At 67.6% G+C, this 22259-nt stretch carries 16 protein-coding genes and 1 tRNA gene; 14 read left to right on the top strand and 3 right to left on the bottom strand.

The genetic code is table 11. The features are described 5' to 3' along the window. Positions 1-490 precede the first annotated feature (490 nt). From AB0H78_RS08950 to AB0H78_RS08935, 4 genes are all read left to right on the top strand, one after another. A complete protein-coding gene (locus tag AB0H78_RS08950; RefSeq protein WP_363234081.1) occupies positions 491-3400 on the top strand; it encodes an NACHT domain-containing protein in 2910 nt (969 codons plus the stop codon). Between the two features lie 187 nt (positions 3401-3587). Then, a complete protein-coding gene (locus AB0H78_RS08945; protein ID WP_363233592.1) occupies positions 3588-3761 on the top strand; it encodes a hypothetical protein in 174 nt (57 codons plus the stop codon). A 42-nt stretch (positions 3762-3803) separates the two neighbouring features. Beyond that, positions 3804-4178 carry a hypothetical protein gene (locus tag AB0H78_RS08940; RefSeq protein WP_363233591.1) on the top strand — a complete coding sequence of 125 codons (375 nt, stop codon included), beginning with the start codon at positions 3804-3806 and terminating at the stop codon, positions 4176-4178. A 267-nt stretch (positions 4179-4445) separates the two neighbouring features. After that, a complete protein-coding gene (locus AB0H78_RS08935) occupies positions 4446-4655 on the top strand; it encodes a hypothetical protein (protein ID WP_363233590.1) in 210 nt (69 codons plus the stop codon). Between the two features lie 198 nt (positions 4656-4853). Here the strand turns inward: AB0H78_RS08935 and AB0H78_RS08930 are convergent. Next, positions 4854-4926, bottom strand: a tRNA-Arg gene (locus AB0H78_RS08930). Between the two features lie 348 nt (positions 4927-5274). On the opposite strand from AB0H78_RS08930, the gene AB0H78_RS08925 reads away from it, so the two are divergent. From AB0H78_RS08925 to AB0H78_RS08880, 10 genes are all read left to right on the top strand, one after another. Beyond that, complete coding sequence (locus AB0H78_RS08925; RefSeq protein WP_363234080.1) at positions 5275-6861, top strand: dynamin family protein; 1587 nt, start codon at positions 5275-5277, stop codon at positions 6859-6861. Positions 6862-6909: 48 nt separating this feature from the next. Further along, on the top strand, positions 6910-8703 hold the full coding sequence (locus AB0H78_RS08920) for a GTPase (protein WP_363233589.1): 1794 nt from the start codon (positions 6910-6912) through the stop codon (positions 8701-8703). Positions 8704-8812: 109 nt separating this feature from the next. After that, entirely contained in the window at positions 8813-9232 is a 420-nt protein-coding gene (locus AB0H78_RS08915; RefSeq protein WP_363233588.1) for a single-stranded DNA-binding protein, read from the top strand. Between the two features lie 215 nt (positions 9233-9447). Then, the gene (locus AB0H78_RS08910; protein ID WP_363233587.1) at positions 9448-10860 is read left to right on the top strand and encodes an LAETG motif-containing sortase-dependent surface protein; all 1413 of its coding nucleotides are present in this window, start codon (positions 9448-9450) and stop codon (positions 10858-10860) included. A 119-nt stretch (positions 10861-10979) separates the two neighbouring features. Then, positions 10980-12644, top strand: a complete 1665-nt coding sequence (gene ettA / locus AB0H78_RS08905) for an energy-dependent translational throttle protein EttA (protein WP_363233586.1) — start codon at positions 10980-10982, stop codon at positions 12642-12644. After that, complete coding sequence (locus tag AB0H78_RS08900) at positions 12644-13069, top strand: thioesterase family protein (RefSeq protein ID WP_363234079.1); 426 nt, start codon at positions 12644-12646, stop codon at positions 13067-13069. The genes ettA and AB0H78_RS08900 overlap by 1 nt, the downstream gene beginning before the upstream one ends. Continuing rightward, a complete protein-coding gene (locus AB0H78_RS08895; protein ID WP_363233585.1) occupies positions 13066-13758 on the top strand; it encodes a hypothetical protein in 693 nt (230 codons plus the stop codon). Before AB0H78_RS08900 ends, AB0H78_RS08895 begins: the two co-directional genes overlap by 4 nt. A 132-nt stretch (positions 13759-13890) precedes the next feature. Beyond that, the gene (locus AB0H78_RS08890; protein WP_363233584.1) at positions 13891-15363 is read left to right on the top strand and encodes an aldehyde dehydrogenase family protein; all 1473 of its coding nucleotides are present in this window, start codon (positions 13891-13893) and stop codon (positions 15361-15363) included. 60 nt (positions 15364-15423) lie between these two features. Beyond that, on the top strand, positions 15424-16959 hold the full coding sequence (locus AB0H78_RS08885; RefSeq protein WP_363233583.1) for an APC family permease: 1536 nt from the start codon (positions 15424-15426) through the stop codon (positions 16957-16959). Beyond that, the gene (locus AB0H78_RS08880; protein WP_363233582.1) at positions 16949-18520 is read left to right on the top strand and encodes a GMC family oxidoreductase N-terminal domain-containing protein; all 1572 of its coding nucleotides are present in this window, start codon (positions 16949-16951) and stop codon (positions 18518-18520) included. Before AB0H78_RS08885 ends, AB0H78_RS08880 begins: the two co-directional genes overlap by 11 nt. A gap of 62 nt (positions 18521-18582) precedes the next feature. On the opposite strand, the gene AB0H78_RS08875 is transcribed toward AB0H78_RS08880, so the two are convergent. Further along, complete coding sequence (locus tag AB0H78_RS08875; protein ID WP_363233581.1) at positions 18583-19542, bottom strand: ABC transporter ATP-binding protein; 960 nt, start codon at positions 19540-19542, stop codon at positions 18583-18585. Further along, positions 19539-22259 carry an ABC transporter permease gene (locus AB0H78_RS08870; RefSeq protein WP_363233580.1) on the bottom strand — a complete coding sequence of 907 codons (2721 nt, stop codon included), beginning with the start codon at positions 22257-22259 and terminating at the stop codon, positions 19539-19541. The genes AB0H78_RS08875 and AB0H78_RS08870 overlap by 4 nt, the downstream gene beginning before the upstream one ends.

The raw sequence follows: 22259 nt of genomic DNA, 5'->3' as shown, positions 1-22259 counted from the left end.
GCGCTTACGTTGTTGATACCCGCCCGGCGCTATGGTCCCGTGACCAGCAAAAAGACCCTCCCGTTGGGAGGGCCTCGCAGGGTTGGGCGTGTGTGCCCCCGGCAGGACTCGAACCTGCGGCCAAGTGCTTAGAAGAGAGTGATCCAGTACAGCGGGATCTTGGCGTGGACCAGCATCTATACCTCCTCAGCCGGAGGACTCACACTCGACTGCGGGATGTATTCGGGGGAGAGACTCTCTGCGACCTCTCGGAGCGCTCGGTTGGCCTCACGACGGGGTTGTTGAGCAGGGCTCACGGCATGCCGAACCTGCCGCTACGTCAGGAGGCGCGGCGGGACCACCACGTCGTGCCCGCGTATCGCCCACTGGCAGGTTCACCGATGGCTGGAGAGAGGCAGCAGCCGAACGTTGCCAAACGCCTCCTCTCCACTTGGTTCGCGAGCTAACGTGGGTGTTTTCGGCGCTGCGCACGGGAGAATCTGTGGACCCCATGATGGCAGGAATAGCTGGACGACTCGCTGGTGGCGTCGTGCAGAAATCCTTCAAATCACTCACTGGCGGGAGCACGTCCAATGACGCCTTGGGCAGCCATCACTTTCCCGTCTGGGATGAGGAGATAGATTATCGAGGTGGGCTAACTCTGAACGATCCCGCTAGTGGCGAAGTGGCGACGATTCTAACTCAGGATCAAGTGAACCAGATCGTCGAACTGATGGAGTCGCCAGAGTGTACGGCTCTCACGCAATTCCTCCTAATTGTCAAGTTTGGCAGTAGGGCGGAAGGTGCATACGTGACAGTCGTTGAGGAATTTGAGGATGCTTTCGGCTCACTGGTTGAAATTCATTGCGACAAGAATAATTTCAACTGGTCAAACCTCTCTGGACTGCTCTGGTCTCTTCTGGTTGGGTCCCTGGATCAGGTATTCCCAATGGCTGAACTCTCATCCTTTGTCACTGCCGATGAGCAGAAAAGACTGTCTTCCTACGTAGGTTCCACCTCGCTAATTGAAGGACGTCTCCAGCCCGCGAACGTAGCATTCCGCGAACTCGCGGATATCGCGGGGGATCGACGTAGATTCGAATCCGCACGCCTTGCGCTATACGACGTGCGTACGGCTTCGGCGGGCTTTTATTCAGAGGTCAATCTGGCTCACACCTTTGGTCACGCACAGGAGTCTTTTCGATTTGATAACGGCGTCCTTTATGTAACCCGAAGCCTGCGTCGACACAATTCCACGGATCTCAGAACCGATGAGTTCTTGGCCCGCCCATTTAACCGACCCCGCTGTGTCGTGATCGGGAATCCCGGCGTTGGCAAGAGCACTATGGTGCAGCACTTGGTTCATAAAGTAAGCTCTTCCAGCTCTGCGGATGGTAGCGACTTTGCACCGCTGGTCATACAATGTCGAGAATTCGCAGGTGCAGATTCGAGTACCTACATTCTCGACGCGATAACTCGCTCAATTCGCGAAAACCTTCAGCTCGACATTGAAAAATCTACCCTTGGAGACATCCTCACCCTTGGGAGGGCGCTAGTTGTATTTGATGGAATTGATGAGATTATTGATATAAATCGAAGGTTGACTTTCGTTAAGGCTATTGAGCAATTTGCGGTGAGGTATCCGCTTTCATCTATTCTGGTTACGGCGCGCCGCGTGGGTTACCAAAAGGCGCCATTTCGGGCCAATGAATTTACCCTTTATGAGCTTGATGACTTCAGCGAAGAGCAGGTCGAGGAGTACGTCCGTAAATGGTTCTCGGCGACGGATAGGAGCGAGGAGGAACAGGAAGCATTTCGGCGTGAATCGCAAAATATTCACGATGTCTGCACCAACCCGTTGATGCTGTCGTTGCTCTGCGCTCTCTATCGTGCACGAGGTTACATCCCTCACAATAGACGAGAGGTATACAAATCCTGCGCAGATCTACTTTTCCAGCGTTGGGACTCAATGCGGCAGATCGAACAGCCTATGGATCATCGCCAATATGGAACTCGACTCATGCAGGATCTCGCCTACTTCTTCTATAGGAGCCAATCAGCTCAAAGCGGTGTTGAGGAGGGGCAACTGCGAAAAGTTATCTCCAACTTCTTCACGGATACGGGGTCCGTGGAACAAGAGGAAGGGGCTCGCCGTGCTCAGGCGTTTCTGGATTTCTGTGCGGATCGCGCATGGCTTTTGACTTCGCAAGGAACTACAGATCGAGGCGAGCGAATCTTCGGATTCACGCATCGAACCTTCATGGAGTATTTCTCGGCGGAAGAGATTGTCCGTAGAGCTGACTCCATGACGGATTTGGTGGGCGAAGTAGTGAAAGCTTACGAACGGGACTCAAGCTCGGTCCTGGCTGATGTAATCGTTCAGTGCGCGGATGAGAAGCATGATCGAGGGGCGGAGGCAATTGTCTCCGGGTTGCTTGACAAGACACGCTCCCTTGGTAAAGCGACCGCGAGCAATTACGTGTCGCTGAGTCTCAGAGTGCTTAATGCGGCCCCAATGCCCAAGCGCACAACCGATGCAATATTCGCAGCCCTGTTCGAGTTCTGGAACCGAACACCCATTAATGATACGAGTGTTTCGTCGGCTGAGGTCTTTGATCTTTATCGCGATCCGCGAAATCGACTGTACTCGCTTCTCGTTTCGGGAATTGATAATGGCGATTCTGGCCCAGCTCGTGCGGTTCTGGCGCGGTGGGCCCGCTTTTCTGTTTCGCAGAGAAGCGGCTATTTTGATGCGGGCTGGGTTCCGCAAATGGCAGACTTGGCGTCGCGAATTTACGCAACTGAATGGCCGGAAGACGTTGTGGTACAGGCGTACCTACTTCAAGATGGCGTCGTCGAAATTGGTGGACTTGATTTCCCCAAGCCTCCTGGCTGGTTGACCCATCTTGGGATATTTGGGGAGTATTCTGCTGGGCCGCTTTCTGTGGAGATCCTTCAAGCTGTCTGGTTGGGGGGCGGTACAGGAGATTTCCCTCTAATCGACTGGGCGGCGACTCAAGATCTCGGTAAGTGGTGCAGTTATGATCCCGAGGGGCTATCTGAGACTCTGGAAGACCTCTCGAAGTTCCTGAAAGAAGTCACTCCTCAGCAATTGGTTGAGATTGATGCAGAGGGAAGGCTTCGCCCGCTCCTGCTCTGGATTTCGTGTGCGCTGTACGAGTACAGCTCGCCGAGCTTGCACGCGTTCCATGAAGTGGTGCAGGGAATTCACGGGCTTGCCTGGTTTGCGCGGGTAATTGCAACGCGTGACCAGTCGAGGATGCCTGGAGTAGAGATGAGTAACAGGGGTGAGCCGTTCACTAGAACCGAGCTGGCCAGGAATCTCAAAGATTTCCAACTTCCAGCATGGTTCAGCAGATGGTGTCGTGGAACCCTGACCCTGACCCGGTCTCTCGACTAACCGGTCCCTGATTGCTTGAGGGGAATGGCGTGCAACTTGGAGAGTCGGCCCCGCCGGCTAGCCCGTCTGTTTCTGGACACCCCGGATAGCTTGTCTTGTAGCTGACCGGTTGTTTTCAGGCCTGGCCTGACCAGACGGTCGGGATCGAACGGCAGGCAACAGCCGCAAGGTCACCGCCAAGGTCTTGATGGCGACGACCATCGCTCTGCTGCGCACAGAACCGACCGCTTTCAAGCCGGTCGATGTACGCACCGCGTTGCGGGAGTTCGCGTTCAACAAAGGACGCCGGAACGAGGCACCCTCCGAGGTAGCCGCGATCCTCAAGTGGGTGGAACGCAACACCCTTTCCATGGCCGCATGAGGGGACCCGGCCAAGGTTGAGGAGACCCTCCGGGCCGTCGACATGAAGCTCGACGGCAAGCGGGCGGCAGCTAGCTCCGTCAAGCGCAATCGCCGGGTGCTGAACGTGGCCATGGAGTACGCCATCAAGCACCGGACCCTGGACAGCAACCCGCTCCCCAAGGGGAGAGGCGCGACCCCACAGACGTCCAACGCGGTTGACCGGCGGTCTCTGATCCATCCGAAACGGATGGCGCGCATGCTCGCCAGTATCCGGAGACGACCCCGCGGCGGCCGGAGGCTGTACGGGTACTTCGCCACGGTCTACTACACCGTGCCACGCCCCGAGGAAGCCGTGGCGCTGTATGTGGAGGACGTCACGTTGCCCCCTGCGGGCGCTGAAGATCAGTGGTGCGATGTGCTGTTCCACACCGCGTAACCGGAGGTCGGAAAGAACTGGACCGACGACGGTGAGATCCGCGAAGAGCGCGGGCTGAAGGGGCGCGCCGAGGACGACACCCGCGTCGTGCCCGGTCGACTCGCTCTGACAAGAATCCTCCGAGCGCACATCCAGGAGCGGAAGCTCAAGCCCGGCGACCGGCTGTTCCAGGGCGAGAACGGAGGGTTCCTCGCTGGCTCTGTGACCCGTCGGGCATGGAGGAGCGTCCGCAAGGCGGAGCTGACCGATCGGGGGTACAAGTCGCCGATGGGGAAGCGGATCTACGACATCCGCCACACCCGTCTGACGAAGTGGCTCAACGACGGCATCCCGCCCGCGCAGGTAGCCGAGTGGGCCGGCAACAGCGTGCCTGTGCTGCTCGCCACCTACGCCCGCTGTGTTGATGGGCAGCTGCCCGATCTCAAGAAGCGGCTTGAGGCTGCCGGGGACCTCCCCGACGCTGCCGACGCCGGCTGACCCACCGCCGGAAACTTCGACCCGTATTCGACCCAGCCACTCGCAAAAACCCGGTGACAGCCGGACAGCGTCGGTCCCGATCCGCCGTGACCAGGGGAGGGGCCGGCGCTTACGTTGTCGATACCCGCCCGGCGCTATGGTCCCGTGACCAGCAAAAAGACCCTCCCGGTGGGAGGGCCTCGCAGGGTTGGGCGTGTGTGCCCCCGGCAGGACTCGAACCTGCGGCCAAGTGCTTAGAAGGCACCTGCTCTATCCACTGAGCTACGGGGGCCGGATGGTGGCCTCGGCGGCCTGGAGCACCGGGTTGGACGGGCGCGTGACCTTGCCGGGGACAAGGATAGGGCTCCGTTCCCCTCGTCCCGGTTGCTTCACCTCCGTGGCACGATGTGGAGGTTCAGTGAAGCGAACCGATAATCGCAGGCAGGTGCGATTCTTGCAGCGCTTTTTGCGCCTCACGCGCCGGGTGTTGTGCACTCGTTATGCCCCTGTCCCACTCGTCCCGTCTGTCCCGGGTGCCTGAAGCGTTCCAGATGCCTCTGGATGGCCCTGATCGGCGCGCAGAAACGGCCATACGCTTCAAAAAGGGACTAAAAACGGGCATTCTTCCCATGTGGTGACCTTGGATGTACGGCCCCAGCTGATCGACGCTCTCTCCGTCCTGCGCGACCGGGTGGCCGCCGTGCGCCTTCCGCTTCCTGTCGCCGGGGCGCCGCGCGCGCGGCAGACGCAGACCGAACTGCTCGCGCAGCTCGACGACTATCTGGTGCCCCGGCTGAGAGATCCGCACGCGCCGGTGCTCGCCGTCATCGGCGGTTCCACCGGTGCCGGGAAGTCCACGCTCGTCAACTCCCTGGTGGGGCGGCGCGTGACGGAGGCGGGCGTGCTGCGGCCCACCACGCGGACTCCGGTGCTGGTCTGCCACCCGGACGACCACCACTGGTTCGCGGGGCTGCGGGTGCTGCCCCAGCTCACCCGCGTATGGCTGCCTCATCAGGAGGAGCCGGGGGAGGACGGCGACGGGGAGCGGGTCGTCCCCGGGTGTGAGCTGAAGGTCGAGGTGGCCGGGACGCTGCCGCGCGGGCTTGCCCTGCTGGATGCACCGGACATCGACTCGCTGGTGGCCGGGAACCGGTCGCTGGCCGCCGAGTTGATCTGCGCCGCCGATGTGTGGGTGCTGGTGACCACGGCCTCGCGGTACGCCGACGCGGTGCCCTGGCACCTGCTGCGTACCGCCAAGGAGTACAACGCGACGCTCGTGACCGTCCTCGACCGGGTGCCCCATCAGGTGATCGCGGAAGTCGCGCGACAGTACGGGGCGCTGCTCACCCGGGCCGGACTCGGGGAAGTGCCCCGCTTCACCATTCCCGAACTGCCCGAGTCCGCAGGCGGCGGCAGCGGGCTGCTGCCCACCACCGCCGTCGCGCCGCTGCGGGCCTGGCTCACCCATCGGGCGCAGGATCCCGCTGCCCGCCAGCAGGCGCTGGACCGGACGGCGAGCGGAGTCATTTCCTCGCTGCACTCGCGGATGCCGGAGCTGGCCGCGGCCGTCTCCGGTCAGTACGCCGCGGCCGTGCGGCTCGCGGCGACGGTCGAGGAGGCGTACGGGAGCGAGGGCAAGCGGGTACGCCGCGAGCTCAAGGCCGGTGCGGTGCTCGCCGGGGACGCCAGGACCCGCTGGCGCGGCTACCCGGTCGACTCGACCGCGGGCGAACTGCTCGACGCGCTCGTGGAGAGCCTGACCGCGCTCCTGGAGTGCGCCGTGGCCGCCGCCGACGAGGGCGTGCGCGAGGCCTGGCAGCGCGCGGAGTTGGGCGCCCCTGGCCCCGGGGCCGGTGAGTCCCGGGAGCGGATCGGCGTGATCGTACGGCGCTGGCGGCGCGTCCTGGAGGAGCTCGCGGAGGAAGAGGTACGGCAGTTGGAGCGCTCGGCGGCGCCCGACCCCGAGTCGGTGGCCGCGCTGCTCGCGGCCGCGCTGCTCGGCGGCCGGCGCGCGCGCCGCGCGGGTGAGCGTCTGGCGATGCGGATCGGCGCGCAGGGCGCGCTGAGGCTGCGGGACAAGGGCGCGGTGCTGGTCGGGGACTGCATCGACCAGGTGCTGGACGGGGAGCGCGACCGGCGGCTCGCGCCGCTCGACGCGCTCGATGTCGGGCCCGAGTCGCAGGCCGAACTGATTGCCGCGCTGTCGTTGCTGAAGAAGGAGTGGTGAGTGGTGAGCGGGACGACGGCGACCGGTGACACGGCTGAGGTTGTTGAGATGACAGATGTGGATGAGGTTGTAGCTGGTGTTGAGGCTGAAGTAGTTGTTGAGGTAGCTGAGGAGGGCGCCGGGGGCGGCCCCTCGAAGGGCTGGGACGACGGGTTCATCGCCCGGCGCGCCAGCGATCGCGGCACCGCGCGCGAGGGGATGGCGCGGCCGCTGCCCGAGGCGTACGCGGATCTGCCGCGCCCGACCTCGTACACCGGTGATCTGCGCGTACGCCTCGACGCTCTGCGGGAATTGGTCGGGCTCTCGCGGACACGGCTCGAGGGCACGACTCTCGGCGAGGCCGGGCGGGTGCTCGACGAGGCGGCCGCCCGGCAGCGGCTCTCCTCGCAGCACACCGTCGTCGCGATCGCCGGTGCGACCGGCAGCGGCAAGTCCACGCTCTTCAACGCCCTTGCGGGGGTGACCATTTCGGAGACCGGTCTGCGCCGGCCGACCACCTCGGCGCCCGTCGCCTGCAGCTGGACGGACGGTGCGGCAGGGCTGCTCGACCGGCTGGGCGTCCCGGGGCGGCTTCGGCGCAGGCCGTGGCAGGGGGCGGGACCGGGCGACGAACTGCACGGGCTCGTGCTGATCGACCTGCCCGACCACGACTCGGCGGTCACCGTCCACCGGGAACAGGTCGACCGGGCGCTGGAGCTGGTCGACGCGGTGGTGTGGGTGGTGGATCCGGAGAAGTACGCCGACGCCGCGCTGCACGAGCGCTATCTGCGGCCCCTCGCGGGCCACGCGGAAGTGACGTTCGTGGTGCTCAATCAGGTCGACCGGCTGCCGGGCGACGCCGCCGACCAGGTGCTCGACGATCTGCGCAGGCTCCTCGACGAGGACGGGATGGCGCTCGGCGAGCACGGTGAGCCGGGCGCGACCGTGCTGGCGCTCTCCGCGCTGACCGGGGACGGCGTCGGTGAACTGCGCGAGATGCTCGGCCAGTTCGTGGGTGAGCGCGGGGCGGCGGCCCGGCGGCTGGCCGCCGACGTGGACGCCGCGGCCGAGGAGCTGCGTCCGGTGTACGTCGCCGAGGGGCATCCGGGTCTCGACGAGCTGGCCCGTGAGGAGTTCGGCGCGGGTCTCGGCGAGGCGGTGGGGGCGGTGGCCGCCGGCGAGGCGGCGGAGCGGGAGTGGCGCAGGAACGCCGTCAAGGCGTGCGGGACCCCCTGGCTGCGGCTCTGGCGCTGGTACGAGGCCTCGCGCGCCCCCGGCGGCCCCGAGCCGCTGGTGGAGCCGGAGACCGAGGCGCCCGAGACGGAACTGACCGCCAGGCAGCGGGTGGAGCAGGCGGTACGTACCGTCGCGGACGACGCGTCCGCCGGGCTGCCCGCGCCCTGGGCGCAGGCCGTGCGCGAGGCGGCGGTGCGCGGCGCCGAGAAGCTGCCGGCGGCGCTGGACGTGCTGGCGGTCGAGGCGGCGGGCAATGGGCGGCCGGTGCGGCCCGCCTGGTGGCCCAGCGCGGTGCTCGCCCAGGTGCTGATGTCGGTGCACCAAGTGCTCGGTGTGCTCTGGCTGTTCGCCGCGGTCTGCGGGCTGCTAGACGTATCGCTGAAGACGCCCCTGCTCGTGCTGCTGGCCGGGACGATCGGTGGGCCGCTGGTGGAATGGGCGTGCTCGGCGGCGGCGCGCGGCCCGGCCCGGCGGTACGGGCAGGAGACCGAGCGGCGGTTGCGCGAGGCTGCGGCCGGGTGCGGGCGGGCGAAGGTCCTGGACCCCATCTCGGCGGAGCTGCTGCGCTACCGCGAGGTGCGGGAGCAGTACGCGACGGTGGCGGGGTTGTCCACAACCGGGCAGTAATCCACAGGCTCCGGCGGGTTTTCCCGGTCCGGTCCAGCATGGGATCACAGATCGATCGCAGGGCTGGGACAGGGCGAGGACCGGGCAAGAGCCCGACGGGGAGGCCGAGATGAGCAACGACACTCTGGTGACGCTGGTGGGCAATGTCGCCACGGAAGTGAAGCAGCACGGCAGTGGGGACGGCGAAGTGTCCCGGTTCCGGCTCGCGGTGGCGCCGCGACGCTGGGACCGGCAGCAGGAGCAGTGGGTGGATGTGCCGCCCAGTTTCTACACGGTGTGGGCGCGGCGGGCTCTCGCCGCCAATCTCTCCAGTTCCCTCTCCATCGGCGAACCCGTGATCGTGCACGGCAGGTTGCGGGTGCGCGAGGAGGAGAGGGACGGGCGCTGGCGGTGCTCGGCGGATGTCGACGCGGTGACGGTGGGGCACGATCTCGCGCGCGGAACCTCGGCATTCAAACGGGTCGTGAAAGTGGAGTCATTTCTGACGGAGCGCCCGAAAGATTCTGTTCCGTTTGCGGCCCGGACGTGAAAATGCGGCAATCGGCCCTGGTGGGAGGGGGTGTTGGGTGGGGTGTTACGCGATAACGATTCCGAGTCGGAATGGTTGTAGCGCGCATTGAGGGGGACTCCGCTGCGGCTGCGTCTCTAGGATCTGCGGGTACTCACTGAGGCATTTGAGTCTGCAGGCGAGGCACTCCCCACTGCGCGCACCGCGCGAAAGAGCCTCGCCCGGAGGGGAATTCTGTGTTTTCTGCCATAGGCAGGCGGGCTGTCGCCCGTTTCACCACCGCGATCGTCGTATCGGGTCTGATCGGGGCGGGTGTGGTGGCCGGAGCGGGTGCGGCCGCTGCGGACGACGCTCCGCCGGTGCAGCAACTGGGCGGTGCGGCCGCCACGATCGACGGTCTGAAGACGTACGACAGCGCCGTGATCCATGAGGACGGCGGAGACCGCAAGGTGTCGGCCGGGCTGTTCGAGATGACGGTGAACGGCGGCGGCAAGCTGTCGACGTACTGCATCGACATCCACAACCCGACCAAGCAGCAGGCGCCGTACCTGGAGACCCCTTGGGCCCAGACCTCGCTCGGCGCCAACAGTGACGCCGGGAAGATCCGCTGGATCCTGCAGAACTCCTTCCCGCAGGTCAACGATCTTGCCAAGCTCGCCAAGGAAGCCGGGGCCGGTGAGCTGAGCGAGAAGACCGCGGCCGCCGGCACCCAGGTCGCGATCTGGCGCTACTCCGACCACGTGAAGGTCGACGCGGGCGACAAGCAGGCCGAGATGCTGGCCGACTGGCTGACCACGGAGGCGGCGAAGGCGGCGAACGTCGGCGAGCCCAAGGCCTCGCTGACCCTCGACCGGACCGCGGTCTCCGGGAAGGCCGGCGAGAAGCTGGGCCCGGTCACCGTGCACACCGACGCCGACAGCGTCACCGTCGCGCAGGGCGCGGGCCTCGCGGACAGCGGTGTCACGGTGGTCGACGCGGCCGGCAAGCCCGTGACCGCTCCGGTGGGCAACGGCGCCAAGCTGTTCTTCGACGTCCCGGCGAACGCCCAGCCCGGCAGCGGTTCGCTGACCGTGCAGGCCACCACCCGGGTGCCGGTCGGCCGGGCCTTCGCGAGCGGGACCGGAAGCCAGACGCAGATCCTCGCCGGATCGAGCGAGTCGACCGTCTCCGCCGGTGCCACCGCGACCTGGGGCAAGCAGGGCGCCATCCCGGCCGTCTCCGCCCAGAAGAACTGCGCCAAGGGCGGGGTGGACATCACCGCCGCCAACACCGGCGACGAGGACTTCACCTTCGAGCTGGCGGGCACGTCCTACACGATCGGTGCCGGGCAGTCGCGCACGGTGACCATCCCGGTCGCCGAGGACCAGGCGTACGACTTCACGATCACCGGGCCCGGTGGTTTCAAGAAGGAGTTCCAGGGCGTCCTGGACTGCAAGACCGCGGCCCAGACCGGCGGCAGCACGCCCACACCGCAGCCGAGCCCGGCCTCGGTCGGCGGCGCCACCACGGGCGGTACGGACAACCTCGCCGAGACGGGTTCCTCCAGCGCCACCCCGATGATCGCGGGCATCGCGATCGCGCTGGTGGTCCTGGGCGGCGGCGCGGTCTTCCTCCTCCGCCGCAAGAAGAGCACGGGCAACGCTGAGTAGTCAGTCGTTCACCGCGGCCCCGGTATGCCCTTGGCGTACCGGGGCCGTTTTCGTCAGGGGATGGACGTACGGCAGACTGGGGTGTATCTGCCCACACATCTATTGCCGGACGGTTTCTCTTGGCTGAGTTCATCTACACCATGCGCAAGACGCGCAAGGCGCACGGCGACAAGGTGATTCTCGACGACGTCACCCTGAACTTCCTGCCCGGCGCGAAGATCGGTGTCGTGGGCCCCAACGGCGCCGGTAAGTCCACGGTGCTGAAGATCATGGCGGGCCTGGAGCAGCCGTCCAACGGTGAGGCGTACCTCTCGCCCGGTTTCAGCGTCGGCATCCTCATGCAGGAGCCGAAGCTCGACGAGAGCAAGACCGTACTGCAGAACGTGCAGGACGGCGCTGCCGAACTCATGGGCAAGCTGGCGCGCTTCAACGAGGTCGCCGAGCTCATGGCGACCGACTACTCCGACGCGCTCCTCGAAGAGATGGGCAAGCTGCAGGAGGACCTGGACCACTCCAACGCGTGGGACCTGGACGCGCAGCTGGAGCAGGCCATGGACGCCCTGGGCTGCCCGCCCGGCGACTGGCCTGTCACCAACCTCTCCGGTGGCGAGAAGCGTCGTGTGGCGCTCTGCAAGCTGCTGATCGAGGCCCCCGACCTGCTGCTCCTCGACGAGCCCACCAACCACCTCGACGCCGAGTCGGTGAACTGGCTGGAGCAGCACCTCTCGAAGTACGCGGGCGCCGTCGTCGCCGTCACTCACGACCGTTACTTCCTGAACAACGTCGCCGAGTGGATTCTCGAGCTCGACCGCGGCCGCGCGATCCCCTACGAGGGCAACTACTCCACGTACCTGGAGAAGAAGGCCACCCGCCTCAAGGTCGAGGGCAAGAAGGACGAGAAGCGCGCCAAGCGCCTCAAGGAAGAGCTCGAGTGGGTGCGGTCCAACGCCAAGGGGCGTCAGACCAAGTCCAAGGCCCGTCTCGCCCGTTATGAGGAGATGGCCGCCGAAGCCGACAAGATGCGGAAGCTGGACTTCGAAGAGATCCAGATCCCGCCGGGCCCGCGCCTCGGTTCGATCGTCGTCGAGGTCGAGAACCTTTCGAAGGCCTTCGGCGACAAGGTGCTGATCGACGATCTCAGCTTCACGCTGCCGCGCAACGGCATCGTCGGCATCATCGGTCCGAACGGTGCGGGCAAGACCACGCTGTTCAAGATGATCCAGGGCCTGGAGACGCCGGACTCCGGCGCCATCAAGGTCGGCGACACAGTCAAGATCTCCTACGTCGACCAGTCGCGCGCCAACATCGACCCGAAGAAGACGCTGTGGGCCGTCGTCTCCGACGAGCTGGACTACATCAACGTCGGCCAGGTCGAGATGCCTTCGCGTGCGTACGTCAGCGCGTTCGGCTTCAAGGGTCCGGACCAGCAGAAGCCCGCGGGCGTGCTGTCCGGTGGTGAGCGCAACCGTCTCAACCTGGCGCTGACGCTCAAGGAGGGCGGCAACCTGCTGCTCCTCGACGAGCCCACCAACGACCTGGACGTCGAGACCCTGTCCTCGCTGGAGAACGCGCTCCTGGAGTTCCCGGGTGCGGCCGTGGTCATCTCCCACGACCGCTGGTTCCTGGACCGGGTCGCCACGCACATCCTGGCGTACGAGGGCGAATCCAAGTGGTACTGGTTCGAGGGCAACTTCGAGTCGTACGAGAAGAACAAGATCGAGCGCCTCGGCGCCGACGCCGCCCGCCCGCACCGTGCCACGTACAAGAAGCTGACCCGAGGCTGATCGTGCGACACATCTACTCGTGCCCCCTGCGCTGGTCGGACATGGATGCCTTCGGGCATGTCAACAATGTGGTCTTCCTGCGGTACTTGGAGGAAGCGCGCATCGACTTCATGTTCCGGCTGGCGCCGGGGGACGGGTCGCCGTCCTTCTCGGGCGGGTCCGTCGTGGCCCGTCACGAGATCGACTATGTGCGGCCGCTGGTCCACCGGCACGCGCCGGTGACCATCGAGTCGTGGGTGACGAAGATAGGCGCCGCCTCGCTCACCATCGCCTACGAGGTCAAGGACCCCGAGCAGGTATACGTGAGGGCTTCGACCGTGGTGGTGCCGTTCAACCTGCAGGCGCAGGTTCCGCGGCGGATCACCGCCGAGGAGAAGCTGTTCCTCCAGGAGTATCTGGACGAGCCGGGAGCGCTCGCCGCATGAGCGTGCGGCTCGCGTTCGCCGACGCGGGGGAGGCTGCGGATCTCGCCGCCTTCCTCGCCCGGCTGATCCATTACGACCGCGCCGCCGCGGTGCGGCTGCAGGCGGCGAACGGCGCGGTCGCCGTCTTCGGGCGGCCGCCGTCCTTCGAGGTGCTGGCCATCCGCACGGCGCGGCTCGCGGACCCGGTCGACCTCGATACGACCGTCTCCGCGGGTGAACTGCTCGAATCCGTCGACGAGTCGGCGGGTACGGCAGAGGTCCCCGCCGCCGTGACCGGCCCCCCGTGGGCCGGAGTGCTGCCGCCCCGCGGCGGCTGGCAGCAGATCGACGGGCTGCCCTCGCCGGATGCGGTACGGACCGAGATCGCGGCGGTCGTCGCCGAATTCCGCACGCGGAGCGAGCAGTTGCCGCCCCAGCACCGGACGCGCGCGGAGTTCGACCGCATCGGCCGCGAGATCTGGTCCCGGACCCTGGGGACCACCGAGCTTCCCGTACGGGCCGCCCACGCCGCCCAGTCGCTCGGCTTCCTGCGCCCCGTCAGGGCGATGGCCGCCGCCGGCGGGCCCGGCGAGGACCAGTCGTTCGTCCTGCTGGCCGCCGGCATGTGGCTGCGGCTGCGCACCCCGTACGGATCGATCGCCGTCCGCAAGGCGTCGGCGCCCGGCGGGCTGAGCGTCACGCCCGCATAGCCGGGCGCCGCGCAAGAGGCGTGTACCCAAAGTGGCCGTTGTCACTTTGGGTGAGTTCATCGGAATGATCCCCGTGAGAAGGGGCAGGGCCCGGAACGGCCCTGTCCCAGCACACTCCGGAGGATCCGAGACATGCCCGAGCTTTTCATCGGTGGGCGGTGGACCGCCGCCGTCGACGGGCGGACCCGTGACATCCGGTGCCCCGCCGACGGTTCGCTGGTCGCGACCGTCGACGAGGCAGGCCCCAAGGACACCGCCGCCGCGATCGCCGCCGCCCGTGACGCCTTCGACCACGGGCCCTGGCCCCGTACGCCGGTGGCCGAGCGGGCAGCCCTGCTGCTGCGGGTCGCCGATCTGCTCGTACGCGACAAGGACCTGCTCGCGCGCGCCGAGTCCCTCGACACCGGCAAGCGGCTCGTCGAGTCGGCGTACGACATGGACGACATCGCCAACTGCTTCCGCTACTTCGGGAATCTGGTCGCCGCACAGGAGGCCGGGCGGGTGGTCGACACCGGGAATCCGGTCGTCGACAGCCGTGTGGTGCAGGAACCGGTGGGGGTCTGCGGGCTGATCACCCCGTGGAACTACCCGCTGCTGCAGACCGCTTGGAAGGTCGCACCGGCGCTCGGCGCGGGCAACACCTTCGTACTGAAGCCCAGCGAACTGACCCCGCACACCGCTGTCCACCTGATGAAGCTGCTCCAGGAGGCAGGGCTGCCCGACGGCGTCGCCAACCTGGTGCTCGGCGCGGGACCCGAGGCCGGGGCGCCGCTCTCCGAGCACCCCGACGTGGACCTGGTCTCCTTCACGGGCGGGCTGCTGACCGGGCGCCGCATCATGGCCGCCGCCGCGCCCACCGTGAAGAAGACCGCCCTGGAACTCGGCGGCAAGAACCCCAATATCGTTTTCGCGGACGCCGACTTCGAGACGGCCGTCGACATGGCGCTGACCGCGATCTTCCTGCACTCCGGTCAGGTCTGCTCGGCAGGTGCCCGGCTGCTCGTCGAGGACTCGCTGCACGACCGCTTCGTGGACGAGGTGGTCCGCAGGGCCCAACTGATCAGGCTGGGCGGCCCGTTCGACGAGCAGGCGGAGACCGGACCGCTGATCTCGGCCGCGCACCGCGAGAAGGTCGAGGCGTACGTCGCCGCGGGCATCGCCGAGGGTGCCGTGCTGCGGTGCGGCGGCGAGCGGCCCGACGACCCTGCGCTGCACGGGGGTTACTACTACCCGCCGACCGTGCTCGACGAGTGCCGCGGCGAGATGTCCGTCGTGCGCGACGAGTCCTTCGGGCCCGTCCTGACCGTCGAGCGCTTCGTCGGCGAGGCGGAGGCCGTGCGCCTCGCCAACGACACGGTGTACGGACTCGCCGGCGCCGTCTGGACCACCGACGAGGCGAAGGCCGCGCGCGTCGCCGCCCGCCTGCGGCTCGGCACGGTCTGGATCAACGACTTCCATCCGTACGTGCCCCAGGCCGAATGGGGCGGCTTCAAGCAGTCGGGTACGGGCCGTGAACTCGGTCCCGCCGGGCTCGCCGAGTACCAGGAGACCAAGCACATCTGGCGCAACACCGCACCGGAGCCGCAGCACTGGTTCGCGGGCTGAGCGCAGCCCCGTAATGCCGCCTCAACACCCCCCACACCCCTGCACACTTGGAGTCTGGTCATGAGCATGACCAAAGATGATGCCGAGCTCACCGAGTTCGGCTACAGACCCGAACTCAAGCGCACGCTGGGCAACTTCCACACCTTCGCCGCCGGCATCAGCTACATATCGATCCTCACCGGCACCTTCCAGCTCTTCTACTTCGGCTTCGGCTTCGGCGGACCCGCCTACTGGTGGTCCTGGCCCGTCGTCTTCGTCGGCCAGCTGATGGTCGCCCTCTGCTTCGCCGAACTCGCCGCCCGCTACCCGGTCGCGGGCTCCGTCTACAACTGGGCGAAGAAGCTCGGCGGCCCGCATGTCGGCTGGCTCGCCGGCTGGATGATGCTGATCGCCTCCATCGTGTCGATCGCCGCCGTCGCCCTCGCCTACCAGGCGACGCTGCCGCAGATATCCGCGGCCTTCCAGATCGTCGGTGACGGCACGGGGAAGTACGACGTCGCCACCAACGCCGTCATCCTGGCCGCGGTCCTGATCCTCTTCACCACCCTGGTCAACGCCTTCGGCGTGAAGCTCATGGCCCGTATCAACACGGCAGGCGTCTTCCTCGAACTGATCGCCACCGTCGTCCTGATCGTGCTCTTCGCCGTCCACGTCGTACGCGGCCCCGACGTCGTACTCGACACGCACGGCCACGGGGGCGGGCACGGCCAGACCTTCGGCTACATGGGCGCCTTCCTGACCGCCTCGCTGGCCTCCGCGTACGTCATGTACGGCTTCGACACCGCGGCCTCCCTCGGCGAGGAGTCCGTCGACCCCTCGCGCAACGCGCCCCGTGCCATCCTGCGCGCGCTGCTCGCCTCCTTCGTGCTGGGCGGGCTCATCCTGATCCTCGCGCTGATGAGCGTCAGCAGCCTCGACGGCAAGGGGCTGACCACCGACGGGCTGCAGTACGTCGTCCTGGACGTACTGGGCGACACCGGCGGCAAGCTGATGCTCTGGTGCGTCCTGATCGCGGTCACCGTCTGCGCGCTCGCCGTGCACACCGCCGCCATCCGGCTCGCCTTCGCGATGTCCCGCGACAACAACCTGCCCGCCGCATCCCTGATGGCGAAGGTCAGCCCGCGCTTCAAGACGCCCGTGCTGCCCGCGGTCATCGTCGGTGTACTCGCCCTGGCCGTACTGCTGGTGAACATCCGTCAGCCGCAGATCTTCTCCGTGGTCACCTCCATCGGCATCATCATGATCTACGTCGCGTATCTGCTGGTCACCGCACCCATGCTGGTGGCGAGGCTGCGCGGCAAGTGGACCCCGGCCGGCGAAGGCAAGTTCTCGCTCGGCCGCTGGGGTCTGCCCGTCAACCTGGTCGCCGTCGTCTGGGGCGGCGTCATGACCCTCAACCTCGCCTGGCCGCGCCCCGAGGTCTACAACGCGGCCGCGCCGTACCACTGGTACCTGCGCTGGGGCGCCTTCCTCATCGTGGGGATCGTCCTGTTCGGCGGCTTCGCCTACTACTGGTTCGTGCAGCGGGGGCGCACCGGAGTCCTCGAAAGCCACGCCGCAGTCGCCGCCGAAAGGGAGACCGAGCATGTCCTCTGAAGAATTCGACACGGAAACGTTCGACTACGTCATCGTCGGCGGCGGCACGGCCGGAAACGTCGTCGCCGCCCGGCTCAGCGAGGACCCCTCGGTCACCGTCTGCGTCCTGGAGGCGGGCCCCTCGGACGTCGGTGACGACAACATTCTCCAACTCGACCGGTGGATGGGCCTGTTGGACTCCGGCTACGACTGGGACTACCCCGTCGAGCCGCAGCCCAAGGGCAACAGCTTCATGCGCCACGCCCGCGCCAAAGTCCTCGGCGGCTGCTCCTCGCACAACTCCTGCATCGCCTTCTGGGCCCCCGCGCAGGACCTCGACGGCTGGGCGGCGGCAGGCTGTACGGGGTGGGGCGCGGACGACGTCTTCCCCCTCTACAAGCGCCTGGAGACCAACGACGCGCCCGGCGCCCACCACGGCCGCACGGGCCCGGTGAAGATACGCAACGTGAAGTCCGCGGACGCCTGCGGTGCGGCGCTCCTGGAGGCCTGTGCCCAAGAGGGCATCCCCACCACGCAGTTCAACTCCGGCGAGACGGTCGTCAGGGGCGCAAACTGGTTCCAGATCAACTCCGACGAGAACAACGTCCGCCAGTCGTCCTCGGTGGCCTACCTCCACCCGATCATGGGCAAGCGGCCGAATCTGACCATACGCACCGGGGTGCGCGCCAAGCGGCTGCTGATCGACGCCGACCGCAGGTGTACGGGCGCGGAGTATCTCGACCCGGACCTCGTTCACAGCCGTACGGTCACCGCCCGGCGCGAAGTCATCGTCTCCTGCGGGTCGATCGACACCCCCAAGCTGCTGATGCTCTCCGGCATCGGACCCGCGGCCCATCTGCGCGAAGTCGGCGTGGACGTCGTGGTGGACGCCCCGGGCGTCGGCGAGAACCTGCAGGACCACCCCGAGGGCGTGATCATGTGGGAGGCCGTGCAGCCCATGACCACGGCCTCCACCCAGTGGTGGGAGATCGGTATCTTCGCCGACACCGAAGAGGGCCTGGAGCGGCCCGACCTGATGTTCCACTACGGGCAGGTGCCGTTCGACATGAACACCGCCAGGCACGGCTACCCGACCACCGAGAACGCCTTCTGCCTCACGCCCAATGTGACGCAGGCGCGCTCACGCGGAACGGTGCGGCTGCGGACCCGCGACTACCGGGACAAGCCGATGGTCGACCCGCGCTACTTCACCCATGAGCACGACGAACGCGTCATGACGTACGGACTGAAGCTCGCCCGCCGGATCGCCGAGCAGCCCGCGCTGAGCGCGTGGAAGGGCGCTGAGCTGGCGCCGGGGCCCGATGTCCGCACCGACGACGAGCTCCTCGACTACATCCGCAAGACCCACAACACCGTCTACCACCCGGCTTCCACGGTGAAGATGGGTGCCGACGACGACGTGATGGCGCCGGTGGACGCCAGGCTGCGGGTCAAGGGGGTCCAGGGACTGCGGGTGTGCGACGGGTCGGTGATGCCGGAGCTGGTGACCGTCAACCCGTGCATCACGACGATGATGATCGGCGAGAAGTGTGCGGACATGGTGCGGGCCGACGCCAAGTAGCTGACGCCGGGCGGGTGTTGGGGCCTTGGCGCGGGTGAATGGGGCTTCTGTTCAGGATGTCCTCAATCGCCGGACGGGCTTGAACCGTCCGGCCAGATGCCGATGTGGTCCGACTCCAGTTCCAGCGCCACCCGGTGCTCCATCCCGAGCGCCGCGGTGTACTCCGCGGGGAGCTGGAGTCGGCCCGCCCGGTCCAGCATCGCGTACTCGCGCGCCACCACCGACTCCTCGCCGGTCGCCGCGTCCACATGCGTGCGGCGCAGCACCTCCGTGGACGTGCGGCCGTCGCGGATCGCGACCGTACGGCGGACCTCGCCCGCCACCGCCTGGTCATGGGTGACGATCACGATCGTCGTGCCCAACTCCTCGTTGGCCGTGCGGAACGCACCGAAGATCTGCTCGGCGGTGTGCGAATCCAGCTCGCCGGTCGGCTCGTCCGCCAGGAGTACGGAAGGCTCGTTGGCCAGCGCCACCGCGATCGCCACGCGCTGCTGCTCGCCGCCCGACATCTGGTGCGGGCGCCGGTCCTTGCAGTGCGCGACGCTCAGCATCGTCAGCAGCGACTCGGCCCGCTCGGCGCGCTTGGCGGAGCGGCCGCGCAGCTGCATCGGGAGCGCCACGTTCTGGCTCGCCGTGAGGTACGGCAGGAGATTGCGCGCGGTCTGCTGCCAGACGAAGCCGACCGCGTCGCGGCGGTAGCGCAGCCGCGCCTTCGCGTCCATGGCGAGCAGATCGCAGCCCGCGACACTGGCCGCGCCCGCGGTCGGCACGTCCAGGCCGGCCAGGATGTTCATCAGCGTCGACTTGCCGCTGCCCGAAGCGCCCACCAGGGCCATCAACTCGCCCTGGTTGACCAGGAGATCGAGCCCCTGCAGGGCCTGTACCTCCACCCCGTCGGTGGAGAAGATCCGTACCAGACGGTCGCAGGCGATCAGTGCGTCATGGCCGTAGGAGGGCCTGTTGCGGAGCGCCGATGCGCGCTGTTCCAGATCGGCGAGTGTCGTCGTCGAGGTGTCGGTCATCGTGCGTCCCCTGCCCTGAGTTCGGTGATCGATCCACGCCGTCCGCTCCACCAGGCCTGCAGAGCGGCCACGCCCACGGCCAGCGCCACCACACAGAGTGCGGGGATCGCCAACGACCATGTGTCGGGCTGTAGTTGTGCGCCGCCTTCGGGCACCAGCGTGCCGCCGGCCAGCGCGAGTCCGTCCAGGTTCACCCCGGACGAGAGCAGCCGGATCGCCGCCCATCCGGTGAGCGCCCCGCCGACCGCGGCCGGCAGTGCCTGCGGCAGGGCTTCCATGACGAGCAGTCTGCGGCCCTGGCGCCGGGTCAGGCCCATCGTGCGCAGCCTGGCCAGGAGCGCGGCCCGCTCGGGGGCCGCCCGCAGCAGGGCGAGCAGCAGGGAGAGAGCGGCGAAGCCCGCGCCCGCCAGGACGGCAAGGGTGTACATCCGCTCGGCGCCGGACTGCACGGGCGAGTCGACGAGCGTGCCGCGCTCCTCGGCGCGGATCTGTACGCCGCCCAGCACGCCGTGTGCGGCAGCCCGCAGCGCCTTGCTGTCCGGGTCCCCGGTGATCAGGAGGTTGTTGGGGGCCGGTCTGCCGAGCCCTGAAGCGTCGACCACCAGGAAGTCCTCGCCCGGCAGGCCTGGTGTGCGATCGCGTACGGCGACGATCTTGAGCGTGCGGTTGTAACCGCCCACCCGGACCGTCACGGGACCACGGCCGAGATGCGCGGCGACCGCGGGCGAAGCGAGGGCGGACAGCGTGCCCGATTCGCCTCCCCGGTGCGCCAACTGCCCTGCGGGGAAAGCACCGAGGCCGGTGGTGCGGGCGAGCTCGGCATAGGAGGCCGGGTCCACGCCCAGGACCGGGGCGTGAGTATCCGCATCGGAGAAGACCGTGTCGTACTCGGTGTCGACCTGGACCACGGACGTGACCCCGGGCAGCTTGGAGACCCGATCTGCCAGCCGGGCGGGGAGCGTTCCGAGGGAGCTGACCCTGGCATCCGCGCCGACACTCATCAGCGCCGCCCGGTCGCGGGTGTCCGCGACCCCGGCCAGCACGGAGCCGCCGAACGCCGCCGTCGTCAGCGCGGTCAGCAGCGCGAGCAGCGGCAGCGCCCCGCTCCCGGCGGAACGTCCGGCCCGGGCCAGCGACAGGAACCCGATCGCCGTACGCATCCGGGCGGCAGGGCGTGCGGCCCAGCGCAGAGGCAGCGGATACAGGCGTACGAGAACGAGCGCGGCGATGATCCCGACGAGCACCGGGGCCGCACTCACCAGCTGGTCGGCCCCGGCCGCCGTGCCGCGTCTGCGCAGGGCGACGACGGCGCCGACGGCCAGGACGAGCAGGGTCAGTTCGACGACCGTACGGCGTCGGGAGGGCCGGGCCGACGCGACGTCCTGGCGGTCGCCGTTCACCTGCGGCCTGCGGTGTTCGCCCATCGCGCGCAGCGGCAGGCCGAGCGTGGCGAGCGCGGCCACCACGGCCGAGCAGAGCAGGGCGCTGCCCATCCGGCCCTGGGGCACGGCCAGTACGGCGGCCGCGAGGCCCAGTGCCGCGGCGGGGACCACGACCACAGCGGTCTCCGCGACCAGGCGCCCGCCGATGCCCGGCAGGGATCCGCCGCGCGAGCGCAGCAGGGCCAGTTCGGACCGCCTGCGTGCGGTGGCGAGACCGCCCGCCATCAGCAGCACGATCGCGGCCACCGTCCCGGTGCCGAAGGCGGCGACGGCCACCACCGGACTGACGGAGTCCCGGATCGTGCGGTACGAGTCGAAGATCTCCTCGAGGCCGGTGGTCAGTTCGGTCAGCTCACCGGTGACGCGCTTCATGTTCTGGAGCAGCGGCCCGCTCTCCATGGAGGCGACCATCGAGGTCAGCCGGTCCAGTTCGTGCGAGGGCAGGCCCGTGGTGACCGGAGGCAGGTTCCAGTACAGCTCCGGATTTGCGGCGGCCCCCAGGAGCATCGGGGCCGCCTCGGGCGCCAGGAGCAGGCCGCCCAGCCAGTACCTGAGCGGAACCGGGTCCTTCGAGGGGACAGGGACCAGTGAGGGCGTGCGGAGGGTCGGGTCGACGGACCAGTAGCTGCCCTGCGGCTGGAGCGGCTCGACGATCGCGGTGATACGGAAGCCGACCTCGTTGCCCCTTTCGGTCGGCGTGTGGATCACCGAACCCACCTTGATGTGCAGCGACTTGGCGGTCGCGGAGGTCACCGCGGCCTCGCCCTCCGGTGAGAAGGCGGAGACGGGGCCCTTCGTCGTGGGCAGCCGGCCCTCGACGACCCGGGCGTGCTGGGAGAGGTTCGACTGGGAAGCGACGCTGATCTGCGCCTGGAGGCCCTCGGGCCTGGGCAGCCAGGGGTCGGTGGTGGTGAGCGGCTTTACCGAGCGGGTGCCGTACGCCGCCTGGCTCTCGTCCACCCGCAGGGGTGCGGGGATCGTCCGGGTCAGCCCTCGGTAGAGCTTGGCCATGGAGTCGGGGCGCATCTTCGCATCGCGCTCGTCCGGGTCGAGCCTGAGGTCGTTGCCCGGTACGGACACCCCGATGACGGCCTTGGACGCCGAGGCCGTGGCGACGGCGTGCCGCAGGCCCTTGTCCTCGTAGGTGTCGACGCCGCGCGGGAACGCCGCGGCGAGACAACTGGTCAGCAGGACCAGCACGGCGAGCGCGGCCGCTGCGCCCGGTGCGGTGCGCAGCCGGGTCCGTACCCAGGGGGCAACAGCTGGTGCCGGCAT

Origin of the sequence: Streptomyces sp. NPDC050738 (assembly GCF_040654175.1) — a bacterium.
GTDB lineage: Bacteria > Actinomycetota > Actinomycetes > Streptomycetales > Streptomycetaceae > Streptomyces.
Note: the sequence above shows the minus strand (reverse complement) of the source record. Positions and strands in the feature narration are given on the sequence as shown.

Excerpts from the sequence above, each read along its gene's own strand:
- AB0H78_RS08875 (WP_363233581.1), bottom strand. The coding sequence starts at position 19,542 with ATGACCGACACCTCGACGACGACACTCGCCGATCTGGAACAGCGCGCA.
- AB0H78_RS08890 (WP_363233584.1), top strand. The coding sequence starts at position 13,891 with ATGCCCGAGCTTTTCATCGGTGGGCGGTGGACCGCCGCCGTCGACGGG.
- AB0H78_RS08945 (WP_363233592.1), top strand. The coding sequence starts at position 3,588 with ATGGCGACGACCATCGCTCTGCTGCGCACAGAACCGACCGCTTTCAAG.
- AB0H78_RS08885 (WP_363233583.1), top strand. The coding sequence starts at position 15,424 with ATGAGCATGACCAAAGATGATGCCGAGCTCACCGAGTTCGGCTACAGA.
- AB0H78_RS08880 (WP_363233582.1), top strand. The coding sequence starts at position 16,949 with ATGTCCTCTGAAGAATTCGACACGGAAACGTTCGACTACGTCATCGTC.
- AB0H78_RS08920 (WP_363233589.1), top strand. The coding sequence starts at position 6,910 with ATGACAGATGTGGATGAGGTTGTAGCTGGTGTTGAGGCTGAAGTAGTT.
- AB0H78_RS08950 (WP_363234081.1), top strand. The coding sequence starts at position 491 with ATGATGGCAGGAATAGCTGGACGACTCGCTGGTGGCGTCGTGCAGAAA.
- AB0H78_RS08940 (WP_363233591.1), top strand. The coding sequence starts at position 3,804 with ATGAAGCTCGACGGCAAGCGGGCGGCAGCTAGCTCCGTCAAGCGCAAT.
- AB0H78_RS08895 (WP_363233585.1), top strand. The coding sequence starts at position 13,066 with ATGAGCGTGCGGCTCGCGTTCGCCGACGCGGGGGAGGCTGCGGATCTC.
- AB0H78_RS08870 (WP_363233580.1), bottom strand. The coding sequence starts at position 22,259 with ATGCCGGCACCAGCTGTTGCCCCCTGGGTACGGACCCGGCTGCGCACC.
- AB0H78_RS08915 (WP_363233588.1), top strand. The coding sequence starts at position 8,813 with ATGAGCAACGACACTCTGGTGACGCTGGTGGGCAATGTCGCCACGGAA.
- AB0H78_RS08935 (WP_363233590.1), top strand. The coding sequence starts at position 4,446 with ATGGGGAAGCGGATCTACGACATCCGCCACACCCGTCTGACGAAGTGG.